This window comes from uncultured Veillonella sp. (assembly GCF_963522475.1).
Classification (GTDB): Bacteria; Bacillota; Negativicutes; order Veillonellales; family Veillonellaceae; genus Veillonella.
In genome coordinates this window covers 15621-32790 of record NZ_CAUQYW010000012.1, presented here as the reverse complement: position 1 = coordinate 32790, position 17170 = coordinate 15621, and the positions used below count along the sequence as shown (strand labels likewise).

Genomic DNA, 17170 nt, shown 5'->3' with positions numbered 1-17170 from the left:
AAGGGATGGTTTTTATAGGAGGAAAGATGAAACGTACAAAAATCGTATGTACTGTAGGTCCGGGAACGGATAAATTTGGTATTTTAGAAGATATGATGCGAGCGGGCATGAATGTGGCTCGTTTTAATTTCTCTCACGGATCTCATGAAGAGCAAGCAGAGCGTATGCAAATGGTGCGTGATGCGGCGATGATTGTTAATAAACCAATCGCTTTATTGCTCGATACAAAAGGTCCTGAAGTACGTCTAGGCCTATTTAAAGAGGGCAAAGTATTCCTCGAAGCAGGACAACAATTTACATTAACTACAGATGATGTGGAAGGTACAAAAGAAATTAGTTCTGTTAACCATAAAGGTCTTGTAGGTGATGTGTCTGTAGGAGACAAGATTTTATTGGCCGATGGTCTTGTAACACTTACTATCGATGTTATCGAAGGTAATAATATCATTACTACGGTTCAAAACAGCGGTGAAATCGGCAATCGTAAACGTGTGGCTGTGCCAGGCGTAGCACTTAGCTTGCCACCTGTATCTGAACAGGACGAAGCGGACTTGCGCTTTGGCTGCCAACAAGGTGTAGACTTTGTAGCCGCATCCTTTATGCAACGAGGTAAAGATATCGTAGCCATTCGTCGTATTCTTGAATCTGAACAAAAAGATATCAAGATTATCGCAAAAATTGAAAATGCTGAAGGCGTTAAAAATATTGATGAAATCTTAGAAGTAGCGGATGGCCTCATGGTGGCTCGTGGTGACCTCGGTGTAGAAATTCCTGCAGAAGAGGTGCCAGTACTTCAAAAAATGATGATTGAAAAATGTAATAACTTGGGTAAACCAGTTATTACCGCTACACAAATGCTTGAGTCTATGATTCAAAATCCTCGCCCTACACGTGCGGAAGCAAGTGACGTGGCTAATGCTATTTTAGACGGTACAGATGCTATCATGTTATCTGGTGAAACAGCAAATGGCGCTTACCCTGTAGAGGCCGTTACGACTATGACTCGCATTGCGGAGGTAACTGAACAGGCTGATATTTATGATAATAAAAACCGTGCTCATCAAGATGGAGACATGACTACTACTAGCGCAGTATGTTTAGCTAGTGTGCGCATCGCTCAAAATCTTGGGGCGGCTGCAATTTTGACATGTACTGAATCCGGATATACTGCACTCAGTGTGGCACGTCATCGTCCAAATTGTAAAATTATTGCTGTTACTCCACATGAGGAAACAATCCGTCGTATGCAATTGTGCTGGGGCGTAGAAGCGATCATAGGACACGAAATTGTTAATTCTGATGAGATGGTAAAACAAGCTATTACATGTGCTTTGGGTACCGGTGCTATCGAGTCTGGTGATCTTGTAGTTGTTACAGCTGGTGTACCATCTGGTGCAAGCGGTACTACAAACATGATTCGCGTTCACATTGCAGGTCAAGTACTTTTGTCTGGTAATGGTATTTTACGTAAATCCGCTACAGGTAATGTATTTGTGGCGGCAAATCATAAAGATAATTATGACAGCTTCAAAGACGGCGACATCCTCGTTGTAGGTACTATGGAACCTGAATTGATGGCTATTGCTAAACGTGCAGGTGGCATTATTGCCGTAGAGGATGGTTATACATCTGATAGCGCTATTGCAGGCATTACTTATGGTATTCCTGTTATTTTAGGTGCTAAAAATGCTCATGAAGTGCTTTTAGAAGGTCAAGAAGTAACTATCGACGGTGAACGTGGTAAGGTATTTGCAGGCATTGCAAATGCTCGATAATCTTTACTGAGTGATAATTAAATAAGGAGGGATAACATGAATCCGTATAATGTAACAGGACCTACTGCAACTGAGGTTGCACAGGTTGAAAGTATCGTATCCCAACGTTTAAAAGGCTCCTTCTTGTGGATGGTTGTAGGATTACTTACTACTATCGGTGTTGGAGTGGCTGCGTTGGCAAATCCTAACTGGTTACGCTTTGCGTACCAAAACTTTAATATTATCCTACTAGTTGAACTAGGAGTAGTATTCCTATTTAGCGCTCGTGCATATAGTGCCAATGTTATGACTTTAAAAGGTATGTTTTTCCTCTATAGTGCCTTGAATGGTCTTACATTAACACTCATATCCTTGCGTTATAATGTATTTGAAGTGGTTATCCCTGCGTTAATCGGTACGCTGGCATTCTTTATTGGCTTTGCTATAGTAGGGGCTACTACAAAACGCAATTTATCATCTCTTACACCGTATGTAATGGCTGCTTTGTTCGGTATGATCATCGTATCCTTGGTGATGATGGGGGCTCGCTACTTTAACTGGACTGTACTTAGTGGTTTTAGTGATACTATTAGCCTCGTATTTGGTTATTTAGGGGTTGTAGTATTTTCCATCTTTACAGCGATTGATGTGAACCGCATTAAAAATAATGTGACACAAGTAGCTCTAGTGGAAGACGAAACAATTCTAGACCGCATTGAAATTACAGGTGCATTAAGTCTATACTTGGATTTCATTAACTTGTTCTTATCCTTATTGCGAATTTTTGGTAATAAGCGATAAAAGGAGATATTATGGACGATAGAGAATGGCAAACCTTTGTAACCGTTGTGGATGAAGGTAACATTACAAGGGCGGCAGAAAAATTATTTTTATCACAACCGGCTTTAAGCTATCGGTTGCGCCATATGGAAAAAGCTTTGGGCCATTCTCTGTTGTTGCGTACTGCTGAAGGGATTGCCCTTACGGCACAAGGCGAGATTTTCTATGACTACTGTAAAAGAATGATGCAAGATCAAGAGGCTTTAGAAAATGCTATGAACTCAGCATCTGGTAAGATTCAAGGAACCTTGAAAATCGCATCATCTATCAATTTTGCAGACTATGAACTACCAGCCTTGTTAAAATCTTTCCGGGAACAATATCCAGATGTGCATATTCAAGTTAAGACTGCTTTCAGTCATCAAGTGGTCAAGATGTTTAATACTGGTGATTGTATGGTTGCCTTTGCTCGTGGTGGCTATGATGTGTCCGGTAAGTCTGAATTACTATTAGAGGAACCGTATTGCTTAGTTTATAAAGAATTAGTACCACCTGAATCACTTGAAAAGGTACCCTTTATTAAATACCAAACTGATGCATCCGTAGCTAATATTATTGAAACTTGGTGTGCCGAACATTTTGAAGAACCTCCGAGTGTTGCGATGGATGTAAACTCTATGAGTACGTGCCGTCACTTTGTACGCGCTGGTCTTGGTTGGTCCATATTGACTTATATGGGGCTTGGATCTTGTAAGGATAGAGATATTTATGTGAGCCCATTGCGTAGTAAAGATGGTACATATATCACTCGTGATACAAATATGGTATATACAAAGGATGCGGAAAATCTTGTAGTCGTTAAAACGTTTATTGAATATGTTCGCGATTACTATAAAAAACATACTGTTGTAGATCATAGTATTTTTAGAGAATATAAAGAATAGATTATACAAATCAAGCCTATATAAGGCTTTATAACTGTTTATCCATGCTTTTTCAGTATTAGACTTTTTCGATATAATAGGTCATAATAAAAGTGTCTCGAAAGAGCAAGGCAGTAATCATGTAAGTGCATGTATACCCCCTTTGGGGACGTATACATGCATTTTTTTCATTTGTAACTGCAAATCTATGCTCGAAATGCATAAAAAGTATGATTGGTAGATATAAAAGTTTTTATAACCCCTATAAAGGTAATCTATTATTCATAATTCTTTTAAGCATATATAATGAGTGTAGACTTAATCAATGTAACTGACGTCGCGAGCAGTTAGGTTGTTAAAGACTAGATGATTTTATGTATGCCTAAGTTAGTTAAGAAAGGTAAAGACACGCATGAAAGACAAATTATGGCGCGTTGCAGTTATGGCTGCTATTGTCGCAATCGCGTGGTTTGGTGGCACACCAGAAGGCCTTAAACCACAAGTATGGCAATTATTTGGTATTTATTTAGCAACTATCGTGGGTTTGGTATTAAAACCATTTCCAGTACCTATTACAGTATTATTAGGTGTTGCCACATCTTCTATTTTATTAAACAATGTAAAAGATGTATTAGCTGGTTATAGCAATACAGCCTTATGGTTGATTTTTGCAGCTTTTGCATTATCTGTTGCGTTTGGTAAAACTGGCCTTGGTCACCGTATCGCTTACCACTTAGTTCGATTGTTTGGTAGCACTACACTTCGTCTTGGTTATGTAACTGCATTCCTTGACTTGATCTTGTCTCCAGCAACTCCATCCAACACAGCACGTGCGGCAGGTATCGTTTATCCAATCAACTTGTCCATTGCAGAAGCTGTTGGTTCTCATCCAGGTGAAACGGCTAAAAAAGCAGGTGCTTACCTCTTACAGAATGGTTACTTTGCAACAAAAGTAACATCTTTCCTATTCGCTACAGCAATGGCACCAAACTTATTGGCATTGGACTTCATTACTAAATTAACAGGTGTATCCTTAAACTGGGGGCAATGGGCATTAGCTATGTTCGTACCTGGTTTCATCATGTTAATGCTTATTCCTCTTATTGGTTATATGTATGAACGCCCATCTGTAAAAGAAATCGATAACAAGAAAATTGCTGAAGACGGTTTAGCTAAATTAGGACCTATGAAAGGTTCTGAAAAGGGCCTTATCGTAATTGCACTTCTTGCAATCACTGGTTGGATTCTACCAACATTTGATATTAAAATTGATGCTACTGCTGTTGCTGTCTTAGCAATGCTTGCAACATTTGTATTTGGTATCATAACATGGGATGATTTGCTCAAAACTAAAGCCGCTTGGAATACATTAATCTGGTTCGGTGGTATCTTGGGCTTATCCTCTGCATTGACTAAAGGTAAATTCTTTGAATGGTTAGCAAAATACTTAGAAGTGCATATGAACTTTGGTTTAGATCCATTTATGATGCTTATCCTTATCTCTATTATTTCTGTTGCAGTTCGCTACTTCTTCGCATCTGGTACTGCATACATCTCTGCAATGCTTCCAGTATTTTTGATTGTAGGTATTAACGCAGGTATCGATCCTACATTACTAGCTTTCGTTTTGATTGGTACAAATGCGTATGGTGGATCCGTAACTCACTATGGTGCAGCACCTGGTCCAATTATCTTCTCCGCTGGTTACAACAATGTAAAAGACTGGTGGACAGTTGGTCTCATCTCCTCCGTTGTATGTTTAGTATTGAACTACGTAATCGGTATCCCTTGGTGGAAAATCGCTGGTTTCATGTAATATGAAACTTTCACTATGGAGTGTTAGAATTTAATTGTTATATTCAATGTCTGTATATGGCTCTCGCGACGAGCCTGTACAGACTTGGGTTTTAAAAATCTTTTATAAGGAAAGGATGCAACATGGCACAATTAGTAAAAGCTGCACAAGCTGGCTTCGACGAAAAAAATGATGCATTAGTAACGGTTGAACCGATTGCTAGCGGTATCAAAATTGAATTAACATCCAAAGTTATTCGCCAATACGGCGACCAAATTAAATCCGTTATCTTAAACACAGTAAAAGAAGCAGGTTTTGATGGCGTAAAAGTAATCGTACAAGATAAAAATGCTTGGGATTACACAATTAAAGCTCGCGTATTAGGCGCATTGGAAAGGGGGAGCAAAGCATAATGGCTAACGATAAAACATTCCCAGAAGTTAAAACAAATCCATTAACAGAGGCTGCTAAAAAACGTTTGTCTCGTTCCATGATGTTCGTACCTGGTAATACACCTAAAATGATTAACAGTGCTGATATTCACGGCTCTGACTCCATTATGATCGATATCGAAGATTCCGTGCCTATTACAGAAAAAGATACAGCTCGTCTTTTAACTGCAGAAGCATTAAAATCTCGTAAATTCCGTGCAGAAACAGTTGTTCGTATCAACCATCCTACACAAACTCCTTATGGCTATGACGATCTTGATGTAATCGTTCCAGCTAAACCTGATATGATTCGTTTACCTAAAACTGAAGATGTGTCTGAAGTTGAAATCGTAGCGAAGAAAATTGAAGAAGTAGAAAAAGCTAATGGCTGGCCAGAAGGTACTATCAATATTATCGTAGCTATCGAATCCGTTCGTGGCTTGTATAATGTTCGCGAAATCTGTCACGGCCCTCGCGTAGTTGCTATCGCTCTTGGCGCTGAAGACTACCGTGCGGACCTTCGTACAGGTAAACATAAACCAGCTGTTGAATTATTGTTCGCTCGTCAAACAATCCTTCACGCAGCACGTGAAGCAGGTATCCGCGTAATTGATACTGTATTCTCCGACGTGAAAGACCCACAAGGTTTCCGCGAAGAAGTTGAATTCATTAAAGCTTTGGGTTACGATGGCAAATCTTGTATCCACCCAAGCCAAATCAAAATTATTCACGAAGTATTCACTCCTGACGAAAAAGAAATCGCTCACTCCGTTAAGGTATTGAACAGCTACGCAGATGCATTGCGCAACAATAAAGGCGTAATCTCCGTAGATGGCAAAATGATCGATGGTCCTATCGTAGTACGTGCACAACGCGTAGTTGATAAAGCACGTGCAGCAGGCATTAAAGTTGAATTAGAGGAAGGAGCAGAATACGATGTTAAATAAAGTAGGTCGCGATATCCCAACAAATATCCCAGCACTAGAAGGTCGCGAAGTATATCAAGGTGAATTCGCTATTGAACCTAAAGCTCATCGCGCAGGTAAACCTGTACACATGAGTCGTGTTGGTACAAATAAAGTACTAGCTTCTATTGATGAAGCAATCGAAAAAGCTGGCGTAAAAGATGGCATGACATTGTCCTTCCATCATCACTTGCGCAATGGCGACTATGTAATGAAAATGGTTATGGAACGCGTTCAAGCAAAAGGCATTAAAGACATTACAATTGCGTCTTCTTCCTTGTCTCCATGCCATGAATTCTTAGTAGAAATGATTCAAGATGGTACTGTAACAGCTATTGAAACATCTGGCTTGCGCGATCGTCTTGGTAAATTCTTGACTCAAAATCCAGGCGTATTGAAACGCCCTGTAGTGATTCGTTCCCACGGTGGCCGTGCTCGTGCTATCGAATCTGGCGAAGTACATATCGACGTAGCTTTTATGGCTGCTCCTACAGCTGACCCACGTGGTAATGCAACTGGTCGTATGGGTAAATCCGCATGTGGTGCGCTTGGCTATGCTAAAGTTGACTCCCACTATGCAGATACAACTGTTATTATCACAGATAACTTAGTTGACTATGTACACAACTATGCAATCCCTCAAACTGACGTAGATTATGTTGTTGAGGTTGAAAGCATTGGTGATCCAGAAGGTATCGCTTCTGGTGCGGTAGGTTTCACTAAAAACCCTATCCAAATTAAAATTGCTGAATTAGCTGGTGAATTCCTTGACCAAGCTGGCATCATTAAAGATGGTTTCGTATTCCAATTGGGCGCTGGTGGTGCTCCATTGACTGTGGCGAAATTCATTGCTGAAAAACTTTGCAAACGTGGTGAAGTAGGTGGCTTCGCTATCGGTGGTGCTACTGGTATTTTGACTGGTATGCTTGAAGAAGGTTTGATCCGTGCAATTTACGATACTCAAACTTTCGATACAACTGCAGCAGCATCTTTAGATAAAAACCCTGCACACATCGAAATGTCTGCTTCCATGTACGCTAACCCATGGACAGACTGCACTACAAACTACCTAGACGTAGTATTCCTTGGTGCTACTGAAATCGACCTTGATTTCAACGTAAACGTAATGACTGACTCCAACGGTGTATTGATGGGTGCTTCTGGCGGTCACTCCGATACAGCAGCAGGTGCTAAATGCACAGTTATTACTTGCCCATTGATTCGTGGCCGCTTGCCAATGATCCGTGACAAAGTAGCAACTGTAATTACACCAGGCTCCTCTGTTGACGTACTCGTTACTGAATACGGTATCGCAATCAACCCAGCTCGTACTGATTTGATTGAACGCTTCAAAGATAGCAACTTGCCTATCTTCACAATTGAAGAATTACAACAATTAGCATTTGATTTAGTAGGTAAACCACAAGATATCCCTGTATCTGATAAAGACGAAGATATCATCGCAATCGTAGAATATCGTGATGGCTCTATCATCGACGTGGTTCGTAAACCTCTATAATTGATTGGTAATCGGCGCATATCACTATAACTATAGTGATGTCACTATCGCTTTACCAGTCCTCACTGATTAGTGACTATAAAGACCCTCTCCATAGTTCTCGGACTTATGGAGAGGGTCTTTTGGTATTTTAATAATACTTTAGTGCTCACTTTTAAAATATTCATAATATTTAATGTGGTAAAAATGGTACATAGATATAGTTATACTTTTACCATAGCAAGATTGGGGAGCTTTAGGAGGTAGTTTCTATGTATCGATATATTGCTAATTTAGAGATTGACCTAGATGGATTACGTGAGTTTTATAGTGAAGTAGATGAATATGAAACATTAAATATGTACCAAATAATATCAGCATGGTTACAGGATGATTTAGATGGACCTAATCCAGAAAAGACCGTATTTGGTGTATCAGAGTATGCCTTAGACTGGATGTCTGTGTTACCTGGAGATATTTCTTATCGAAACCTATTTGATATGGAAAGCTGTAAACGAGGCAATTGTTTTGAAAGTATTGATTATTTATATAGTGTGTTGTATTATATCTTTGAAGATGATAATCCTATTGATGACGGGCAAACTATTGCAGGCTTAGAAAATGGAGATATGAATCCAGATATTAAATGGAAGGTTCAATATGAGGACTCCTTAATTCAACCTGTTCGTACTGTTATAGATATCAATATGGGTGAATACGCATCTGGTACTCGCTAGTTGTTAATTTATGAAAGGTGTGAGCATTATGAGTGATCAACGTGTTTTTGACATGGAACTTGTGAAAGTTGAAAGTCTAGAGAAAGCTGTTAGGACACCATTTTATGAAACTGATTCCACAGGTGGTTCAGTATGGGTTATTAAACCTGGTCAAACCTTACCAAAGCATTATCATCATAACTCTGATGATATATGGGTTATATTGCAAGGCAAGGGGGTATTTTATCCAACGCCTGATACGGAGGTGCCTTTTACAAAGGGGCAAGTTATAGTATCTAAAAAGGGTGAATGTCATGGTGCAAAAAATACTGGAACAGAAGATGTTATCTTTGTGAGTATCGTTGCTCCTATACCTGCTGATTATGACCCTGTTAGTACTAATTAATATGAAAGCACTTTATAGTATTTTGTTATCTTGTAATAGAGACAGCGTTATACTATAAAGTGCTTTTATTTTATACAGTTATTTCTAATGAATATACTTTTTTATTTTTATATGTCATCATTTTGATTTTGCTATTCTTATTTGTTATTTCTATATTCTATATAATTCCATTGACAGAGGACTTTTGTTTACTTAAGATAATAAGGTATGTAATATCTTAAGTAGTAGAAAGGAATTATATGAACTCATCTACACCAGAGCCTCAAAGTGGGGTTATTGATTTTAAAGACTTTACGAAGCGTCGTATGCTACACGTAGTCTTGCCATTATTTATTGTTTCTATTATAGCTTTCTTAGACCGTGTAAACATTGCCTATGCTGGCTTGACCATGAAGGAGAATTTACCATGGTTGACGCCTGAGGTATTTGGTATGGGCGCCGGTATTTTCTTTATAGGCTATGTTTTATTTGAAGTCCCTGCATCCCTAATCGCTGCTCGCTGTAATGCTATGCATTGGGTTGCGCGTATTATGTTTAGTTGGGGCCTAGTATGTATTCTTATGACAACGATGACCACAGAGTTGGAGTTTTATATTTATCGATTCCTTCTTGGTCTATGTGAAGCCTCTTTATATCCTGTAATTTATTCGTTACTCATTCCAAATTGGTTCTTACCAAAGGAACGCGCTAAGGCAATCTCCTTGATGTTAACATCGTTATTGTTCTCTAATATCATCGGTGGTCCATTGGCAGGTCTCTTGCTTGATACAACATTCTTTGGTCTTCATGGGTGGCGCACACTCTTCATCGTTGAAGCTATTCCGGCAGTCATTTTTGCTTTCATTTTTGCGTTCTGGATGAAAGAACGTCCCGACCATGCATCTTGGGTAACTGATACAGAAAAAGCCTATATCAAGGCTGAACTTGAAAAAGAAGAACAACAAAAGCAAGCTGTAAAGAAATATACTACATGGCAAGCTTTGAAAGATCCAAAAGTATTGCGTTTAGCATTAATCTATTTCTTATGGGTTATTGGTTTCTGGGGCTTTAGCTTCTGGATGCCTCAAGTTCTTAAAAGCTTATCTGGTTGGCCGCCAAGCGTAGTAGCATGGTCTATTGCAATTCCGATGTCTGCTGCATTACTTGTACAAGTATATTGTGGTCATTCCTCTGAAAAGCGCAATGAAAAACGTTGGCATGTTGCTACTACATTGTTCATTGGTACTATTGGTTTCTTAGCAACACCACATAGTCCATCTCCAGAAATTAGTTTATTCTTTATCTGCTTAACTGCTGTAGGCGTTTACGGTGGCATGGGTGTATGGTGGACAATGCCAACAACTTTCTTATCTGGTGCTGCTGCGGCAGGGGCGATGGGCCTTATTAACTCCTCTGGTAACATGGGGGGCTGGGTAGGTCCTTACATGCTTGGTTTCATCAATGGTCACACTGGTAGCTTTACTTACGGTTACTATGTAATGGGCGCTTGTATGTTCCTAGCAGGTCTATTGATTTTGACCTTACCAAAATCTATGGAACATAAAGAGGATTAAGTAGAGCTATATTATAGATAACTAGATTATAGACAACTTAATAGGAAAATATTTAACGAATGCTTCAATGGTGTGATTTTGGGTACTATTCAATTTTATGTTACAATTTACAAAATAGTATTATTTAAACTTGAGGAGACAAATATTGAAAGAGTGTAGACCTAAGTTTGATGAAATTACATCATTTGATGAATTTAATAAATATTATTGGTATCGTGATGAACTTTCACAAATATGTAAATCATTAGGATTAGAATATAGGGGAACAAAACAAGAACTCAATTATATTATTGAGCAGTACTTTAAAGGCGATTTAATTAAAAAATCATCAATAAAAAATAGAAGAAGGCAAGTGGAAAGTATTACTTTAGATACACCATTACTTGAATGTAATTTTTCCTTTAATACGAAGTTTAGAGAATATTTCTCTGCTTTAATAGGTGTTTCACGATTTAAATTTAATGCTGATATGGCTACTGCTTGGAGAAAAGTAAAAAGTGAAAAAAATACAAGCTTTACAATTGGAGATTTGCTGAAAGTATATTATGGTGAATCAGATTATGCAAAGTATGACAATTCGGTTTGTCAATGGAATCAATTTTTTAAGGATTTTTGTGCAGACGAATGTAGTGGCAATTATTCGAATAAATTAAAAGTAGCATCTATTATTTGGAAAGAAGTTAGAGATTCAAAAAATGAAAAAATTTATTCAAAGGAGCTTTTAAGTGAATATGCATATAAATTAGAAGCGTATCGCAAGTAGAAGCAACTTGTCGTTGCAGAGATGTATGGGAAAACTAGCAATTAAATCTATAATAGAATAACGATAAAAGCACCTTATATCCTATGAGAAGAGTCATTTGTGATGACTTTTGTAGGTATGTAAGGTGCTTTTATTTATTTCTGATTTCTTTATTGATTTTGTTTTGTTACATCAGGCACTTTCCCAGGATTCATATCGAGGTTTAGATCTGTGGATTTGAATGGGCGTGGGTTTGCCTCTGGTGGTTGTACTTTGAGCTCTGGATGCAACCATTGTAGTTGTTTTAGTTCCCAGTCGTATTTGGCACCGTCGTTTTGTAATTGGCGAATGTCTTTAAAGATACCATCCAGTTGGTCGCTATGTTTATTAGCCATCCCTTCTAGGATGTAAAGGCGACCAGCTACACTATCAACGGAAGAACCATCGTGGTCTTCATCGACGCGCCATTGCAATTCTGAGATTTGTATTTGCTGGAAGATTATGACGATGACCAGCACAATGATAACGCCCCACATGGGTGTTTCTTTAGTTTTCAAAAGGGCCCGCAATTTAGATGCGAGCCCAGATGGTTTATTCATTATTGAAGATCCTCAAGTTGTAATCCAGGTAATGGTAATTTGGAATTTACGAAGTCTAACCACAAGCGAGAAGCGTGGGAGAGGTAATGACCTTTTTTCCAAATAACATAAAGTGTATGAATGATTTCTGGTACAAGTGGACGTACAACAACCTTGGAACCAACCTCTGTGTTTTCACCTACTTCAGGGCAGAGGCGAGACGGTAACAATGCAATAGCAAGGTCTGCACTAACTGTTTGTAACATAAGATCACGTTGGCTCGTTTCAAATACAATATGAGGTTGGAAACCTGTATGTTTACAAGCTTTGATGATTTCGTCATGTAAGTTAAAATCATCTTTATGCAATACGAAGGATTCATCAGCCAGCATTTCTAAACGAATTTCTTTTTCTTTCGCTAGAGGACTAGATTTAGGAACAATAACGGAAAGTGGATCGCTAGTGAGGTAGAAGGATTCAAATTCTTTAGGATTTGGTTTTGTACAAATGATACCAATATCGATTAAGCCTTCCTGAACACTGATCTCAACTTTTTTAGAGCCTTGTTCATAAAGTTCTAATTCAATTTGTGGATATACTTTTTTGAACTCCCCTAAGAGCTGTGCAAAAATAGGTGCATCGGTAATTGGTGGAATACCAATTCTGATGGAACCTTGTTCCAAACGAAATTCGTTTTCAAAATCAGTTTTAAGATGTTCAAACATGAATACTACGCGTTTTGCGTGGGTTAAGAAGATGGTACCCCCATCAGTAAGTTCTACAGATTTAGCATTACGCATGAAGAGAACAACACCAAGTTCATCTTCTAAAGCTTTAATAGTACGGCTGATAGCAGATTGGGAGATGTGCAAATTCCGCGCAGCTTTACTAAAGCTTTTTTGATCAGCTACTTCAACGAAGTATTTCAAATGATGAAAATCCATAATTAACCCCCTAAAAATAAAACCTGGTTATAGGAAGTGACTTAAACTAAATGAGAAAAGTTATTACTATAATGCAATTAGCTATTACTTTATGTAAAGTATGGATAGCAATATTGGCAAAGCGACAGTCACTGTATGTGTTGCGTTGATAGGGCCCAGCACGTTATAATGTGCTTATAGGGCTATATCAAGTTATGATATTAGGAATTATGGTTGTGCCCACTACAAAAGTATGTTCACACATAATGCCAATATTATATATAACATATATATTATTGCATTATTTTTTCATGTGCGCAAGTTTGTAATGGTTATTATTCCTAAACATAATGATAGATTAAGCAAGTGTTCTATTTTTGCTAAATGCTTAAGGAGGCAATAATCACATGAGTCGTAAATTTAAAACTATGGACGGCAACCAAGCGGCTGCTCACGTTTCTTATGGTTTTACAGAAGTTGCTGCGATTTACCCAATCACTCCATCTTCCCCAATGCCAGAACACATTGACGAATGGGCTGCGTCTGGTCGTAAAAACATTTTCGGCAACACTGTTCAAGTTGTAGAAATGCAATCTGAAGCAGGTGCTGCTGCCGCAACTCACGGTTCTTTACAAGCTGGTGCATTAACAACAACTTTCACATCTTCCCAAGGTTTGTTATTGATGCTTCCTAACTTATACAAAGTAGCCGGCGAATTACTTCCAGGTGTATTCCAAGTAGCTGCTCGTGCATTGGCTGCACATGCTTTGGCTATCTTCGGTGACCACCAAGACGTAATGGCTGCTCGTGCAGCTGGCTGCGCTATGCTTGCTGAATCCTCCGTACAAGAAGTAATGGACTTGTCCGCTGTAGCTCACTTGACAGCTATTAAAACTCGTGTACCATTCATCAACTTCTTCGACGGTTTCCGTACATCCCACGAAATTCAAAAAATCGAAATCTGGGACTATGAAGATTTGAAACCATTGGTTGATATGGACGCTGTTAATGCATTCCGTAAAAATGCATTGAATCCAGATGCTCCTGTAACTCGTGGTACTGCAGAAAACCCTGATGTTTACTTCCAACATCGTGAAGCAGCCAACAAATTCTATTTGAACGTTCCTGACGTTGTAGAACACTACATGAACGAAGTTAACAAATTGGCTGGCACTAACTACCAATTGTTCAACTACCATGGTGCTGCTGATGCAACAGATGTAATCGTAACTATGGGTTCCTCCGCTCAAGTAGTTCAATCCACTGTTGACTACTTAAACAAATTGGGTCGTAAAGTTGGTTTCATCAACGTTCACTTGTTCCGTCCATTCGCAACAGATCGTTTGTTGAAAGCTCTTCCTCAAACAGTAGAACGCATTGCAGTTCTTGACCGTACTAAAGAACCAGGCGCTTTGGCTGAACCATTGTTCTTGGACGTACAAGCTGCTGTAATCGATGGTGGTCGTAACGTAAAAGTTATCGCTGGCCGTTATGGTTTGAGCTCCAAAGACGTTATCCCTGCAGACATCGTAGCTGTATTCGATAACTTGGCTGCTGAAAACGGCAAGAAATTCTTCACATTGGGTATCAATGATGATGTTACATTCTTGTCCTTAGATCGTGCTGAAGGCGTAGAAGTTGAAACTCCTGGTTTGACTGAATGTAAATTCTGGGGCTTCGGTTCTGACGGTACTGTAGGTGCGAACAAATCCGCTATCAAAATTATCGGTGACCATACTGACATGTATGCTCAAGCATACTTCGATTACGACTCCAAAAAATCTGGTGGCGTAACAATGTCTCACCTTCGTTTTGGTAAAAACCCAATCAACTTGCCATATTTGGTAACTGAACCTCAATTCGTAGCATGTCACCGTCAATCTTACGTACATGAATACGACTTGATCCGCGGCATCAAAAAAGGCGGTACATTCTTGTTGAACTGTACTTGGTCTCCTGAAGAATTGAACGAACATTTACCAGCTAAATTACGTCGTCAAATCGCAGAAAAAGAATTGAACTTCTACATCATCAACGCTGCGAAAATCGCTTCTGAAATCGGTTTGGGCGGTCGTATCAACATGGTAACTCAAGCTGCATTCTTCAAATTGACTGAAATCATCCCTGTAGATGACGCTGTTAAATACCTTAAAGAATCCGTAGTAACTTCTTACGGTAAAAAAGGTCAAAATATCGTTGACATGAACAACGCTGCTATCGATCAAGGCGTTAACGCTTTGGTAAAAGTAGATGTTCCTGCTGACTGGAAAAACGCTGTTGATGAAGGCGGTCACGCAGTTAAACCTGGTTGCGAATCTTGCCCATCCTTCGTTCAAAATATTGCACAACCAATCAATGCACAAGCCGGTTATGATCTTCCAGTATCCACATTCGCTGGTTACGAAGATGGTACATTACCTGCTGGTACTGCTAAATTCGAAAAACGTGGTCCTGCATTGTTCGTTCCAAAATGGTTACCAGAAAACTGTATCCAATGTAACCAATGTTCCTTCGTATGTCCACATGCTACAATTCGTCCAATCTTGGCAACTGAAGCAGAAGTATCTGCGGCTCCAGAACATTTCGATACAATTCCTGCATTAGGTGCTAAAGACCTTCAATTCCGTATCGCAGTATCCCCATTAGATTGCTTGGGTTGCGGTAACTGTGTTGATATCTGTCCAGCTCCTAAAGGCAAAGCTATCGTAATGACTTCCATCGATTCTGAAATCGAACAAGCTGAAGCATGGAACTACGGTGTTAACCTTCCTGTAAAAGAAAACCCTATGAAGAAGGAAACTGTTAAAGGTTCCCAATTTGAACAACCATTGTTCGAATTCTCCGGTGCTTGTGCAGGTTGTGGTGAAACTCCATACGCTAAATTGTTAACTCAATTGTTCGGCGATCGTATGATGATTGCGAATGCTACTGGTTGTTCCTCCATTTGGGGTGCTTCCATGCCAGCTTCTCCATACACAACTAACCAACAAGGTCAAGGTCCTTCTTGGGCAAACTCCTTGTTCGAAGACAATGCTGAGTATGGTTATGGTATGTACATCGGCGTTAAGAAAATTCGTCAACAATTAGTTGCAGTAGCTTCTAAAGCTGTAGAAACTGCTACAGGCGAATTGAAAGACGCTTTGGAACAATGGATTGAATTTGCTAACCTTGGTGCAGCAACTCGTCAACGTTCCGAACGTTTAGTAGCAGCTATCGAAGCTGAAGGTGCTACAACTCCAGAATTAAAAGAACTTCTTGAGAAAAAACAATTCTTGATCAAACGTTCCCACTGGATCTTTGGTGGTGACGGTTGGGCATACGATATCGGCTTCGGCGGTGTTGACCATGTATTAGCTTCTGGCGAAGACATCAACATCTTTGTATTCGATACTGAAGTATACTCCAACACTGGTGGTCAAGCTTCCAAATCCACTAACATCGCAGCAGTTGCTCAATTCGCAGCTTCTGGTAAACGTACTAAGAAAAAAGACCTTGGCATGATGGCTATGTCTTATGGTTATGTATACGTAGCACAAGTAGCTATGGGTGCAGATAAAAACCAATTGATGAAAGCTGTTGCAGAAGCTGAAGCATATCCAGGTCCTTCCTTGATCATCGCTTACAGCCCATGTATCAACCATGGTATCAAAGCTGGTATGGGTAAAGCTCAAGAAGAACAACGTAAAGCAGTTGCAGCTGGTTACTGGGATCTTTACAGATACAACCCTCAACTTAAAGAAGAAGGTAAAAATCCATTCTCCTTGGATTCCAAAGAACCAACTGAAAACTTCCAAGACTTCCTTAAAGGTGAAGTTCGTTATGCTTCCTTGGCTAAAGCAGCTCCAGATGTTGCAGAAGAATTGTTCGCTAAAACTGAACAAGACGCTAAAGATCGTCGCTTAAGCTACGTTCGCTTACAAAAAGGTTTCGAAGACGTAAAATAATTCATTATTTAACGACTAAGAACTAATAAGAGGCACCCTTTCGAGGGTGCCTCTTTTGTATATAATATAGTTAATTTTATCTGGAATTTATGTTATTGTATCTTAAATTAATGCGGCGATTTCTTGAATAGGTAGTTCCTGAATTACTAATGCTTTTACAAT

At 39.2% G+C, this 17170-nt stretch carries 14 protein-coding genes; 12 read left to right on the top strand and 2 right to left on the bottom strand.

Annotated features, from left to right (window positions below; all coding sequences use genetic code 11):
• Positions 1-26: 26 nt before the first annotated feature.
• From pyk to RWP19_RS07280, 11 genes are all read left to right on the top strand, one after another.
• On the top strand, positions 27-1775 hold the full coding sequence (pyk, locus tag RWP19_RS07330) for a pyruvate kinase (protein WP_314357122.1): 1749 nt from the start codon (positions 27-29) through the stop codon (positions 1773-1775).
• Between the two features lie 36 nt (positions 1776-1811).
• Entirely contained in the window at positions 1812-2555 is a 744-nt protein-coding gene (locus tag RWP19_RS07325) for a Bax inhibitor-1/YccA family protein (protein WP_295210375.1), read from the top strand.
• A gap of 11 nt (positions 2556-2566) precedes the next feature.
• Complete coding sequence (locus RWP19_RS07320) at positions 2567-3478, top strand: LysR family transcriptional regulator (protein WP_295210373.1); 912 nt, start codon at positions 2567-2569, stop codon at positions 3476-3478.
• Between the two features lie 391 nt (positions 3479-3869).
• Positions 3870-5273 (top strand): DASS family sodium-coupled anion symporter, encoded by a 1404-nt coding sequence (locus RWP19_RS07315; protein WP_314357121.1) that lies wholly within the window; start codon positions 3870-3872, stop codon positions 5271-5273.
• Between the two features lie 122 nt (positions 5274-5395).
• Complete coding sequence (gene citD / locus RWP19_RS07310; protein WP_314357119.1) at positions 5396-5665, top strand: citrate lyase acyl carrier protein; 270 nt, start codon at positions 5396-5398, stop codon at positions 5663-5665.
• Positions 5665-6630 (top strand): CoA ester lyase, encoded by a 966-nt coding sequence (locus tag RWP19_RS07305; RefSeq protein WP_005382238.1) that lies wholly within the window; start codon positions 5665-5667, stop codon positions 6628-6630. Before citD ends, RWP19_RS07305 begins: the two co-directional genes overlap by 1 nt.
• Positions 6620-8167, top strand: coding sequence for a citrate lyase subunit alpha (gene citF / locus RWP19_RS07300; protein WP_314357117.1), 1548 nt, complete (start codon positions 6620-6622; stop codon positions 8165-8167). Before RWP19_RS07305 ends, citF begins: the two co-directional genes overlap by 11 nt.
• 251 nt (positions 8168-8418) lie before the next feature.
• Positions 8419-8883, top strand: a complete 465-nt coding sequence (locus RWP19_RS07295; protein ID WP_314357115.1) for a DUF4261 domain-containing protein — start codon at positions 8419-8421, stop codon at positions 8881-8883.
• Between the two features lie 28 nt (positions 8884-8911).
• Positions 8912-9268: a cupin domain-containing protein gene (locus RWP19_RS07290; protein WP_295288453.1), complete on the top strand. Its 357-nt coding sequence runs from the start codon at positions 8912-8914 to the stop codon at positions 9266-9268.
• 239 nt (positions 9269-9507) lie between these two features.
• Positions 9508-10821 (top strand): MFS transporter, encoded by a 1314-nt coding sequence (locus RWP19_RS07285; RefSeq protein ID WP_314357114.1) that lies wholly within the window; start codon positions 9508-9510, stop codon positions 10819-10821.
• A 145-nt stretch (positions 10822-10966) separates the two neighbouring features.
• On the top strand, positions 10967-11584 hold the full coding sequence (locus RWP19_RS07280) for an SAP domain-containing protein (RefSeq protein ID WP_120055969.1): 618 nt from the start codon (positions 10967-10969) through the stop codon (positions 11582-11584).
• 149 nt (positions 11585-11733) lie between these two features.
• On the opposite strand, the gene RWP19_RS07275 is transcribed toward RWP19_RS07280, so the two are convergent.
• Both RWP19_RS07275 and RWP19_RS07270 read right to left on the bottom strand, forming a co-directional pair.
• On the bottom strand, positions 11734-12162 hold the full coding sequence (locus RWP19_RS07275; RefSeq protein WP_314357113.1) for a hypothetical protein: 429 nt from the start codon (positions 12160-12162) through the stop codon (positions 11734-11736).
• Positions 12162-13085 carry a LysR family transcriptional regulator gene (locus RWP19_RS07270; protein ID WP_105094131.1) on the bottom strand — a complete coding sequence of 308 codons (924 nt, stop codon included), beginning with the start codon at positions 13083-13085 and terminating at the stop codon, positions 12162-12164. The genes RWP19_RS07275 and RWP19_RS07270 overlap by 1 nt, the downstream gene beginning before the upstream one ends.
• A 386-nt stretch (positions 13086-13471) precedes the next feature.
• Between RWP19_RS07270 and nifJ the strand changes: the two genes are divergently transcribed.
• Entirely contained in the window at positions 13472-17008 is a 3537-nt protein-coding gene (nifJ, locus tag RWP19_RS07265; protein ID WP_314357111.1) for a pyruvate:ferredoxin (flavodoxin) oxidoreductase, read from the top strand.
• Positions 17009-17170 lie beyond the last annotated feature (162 nt).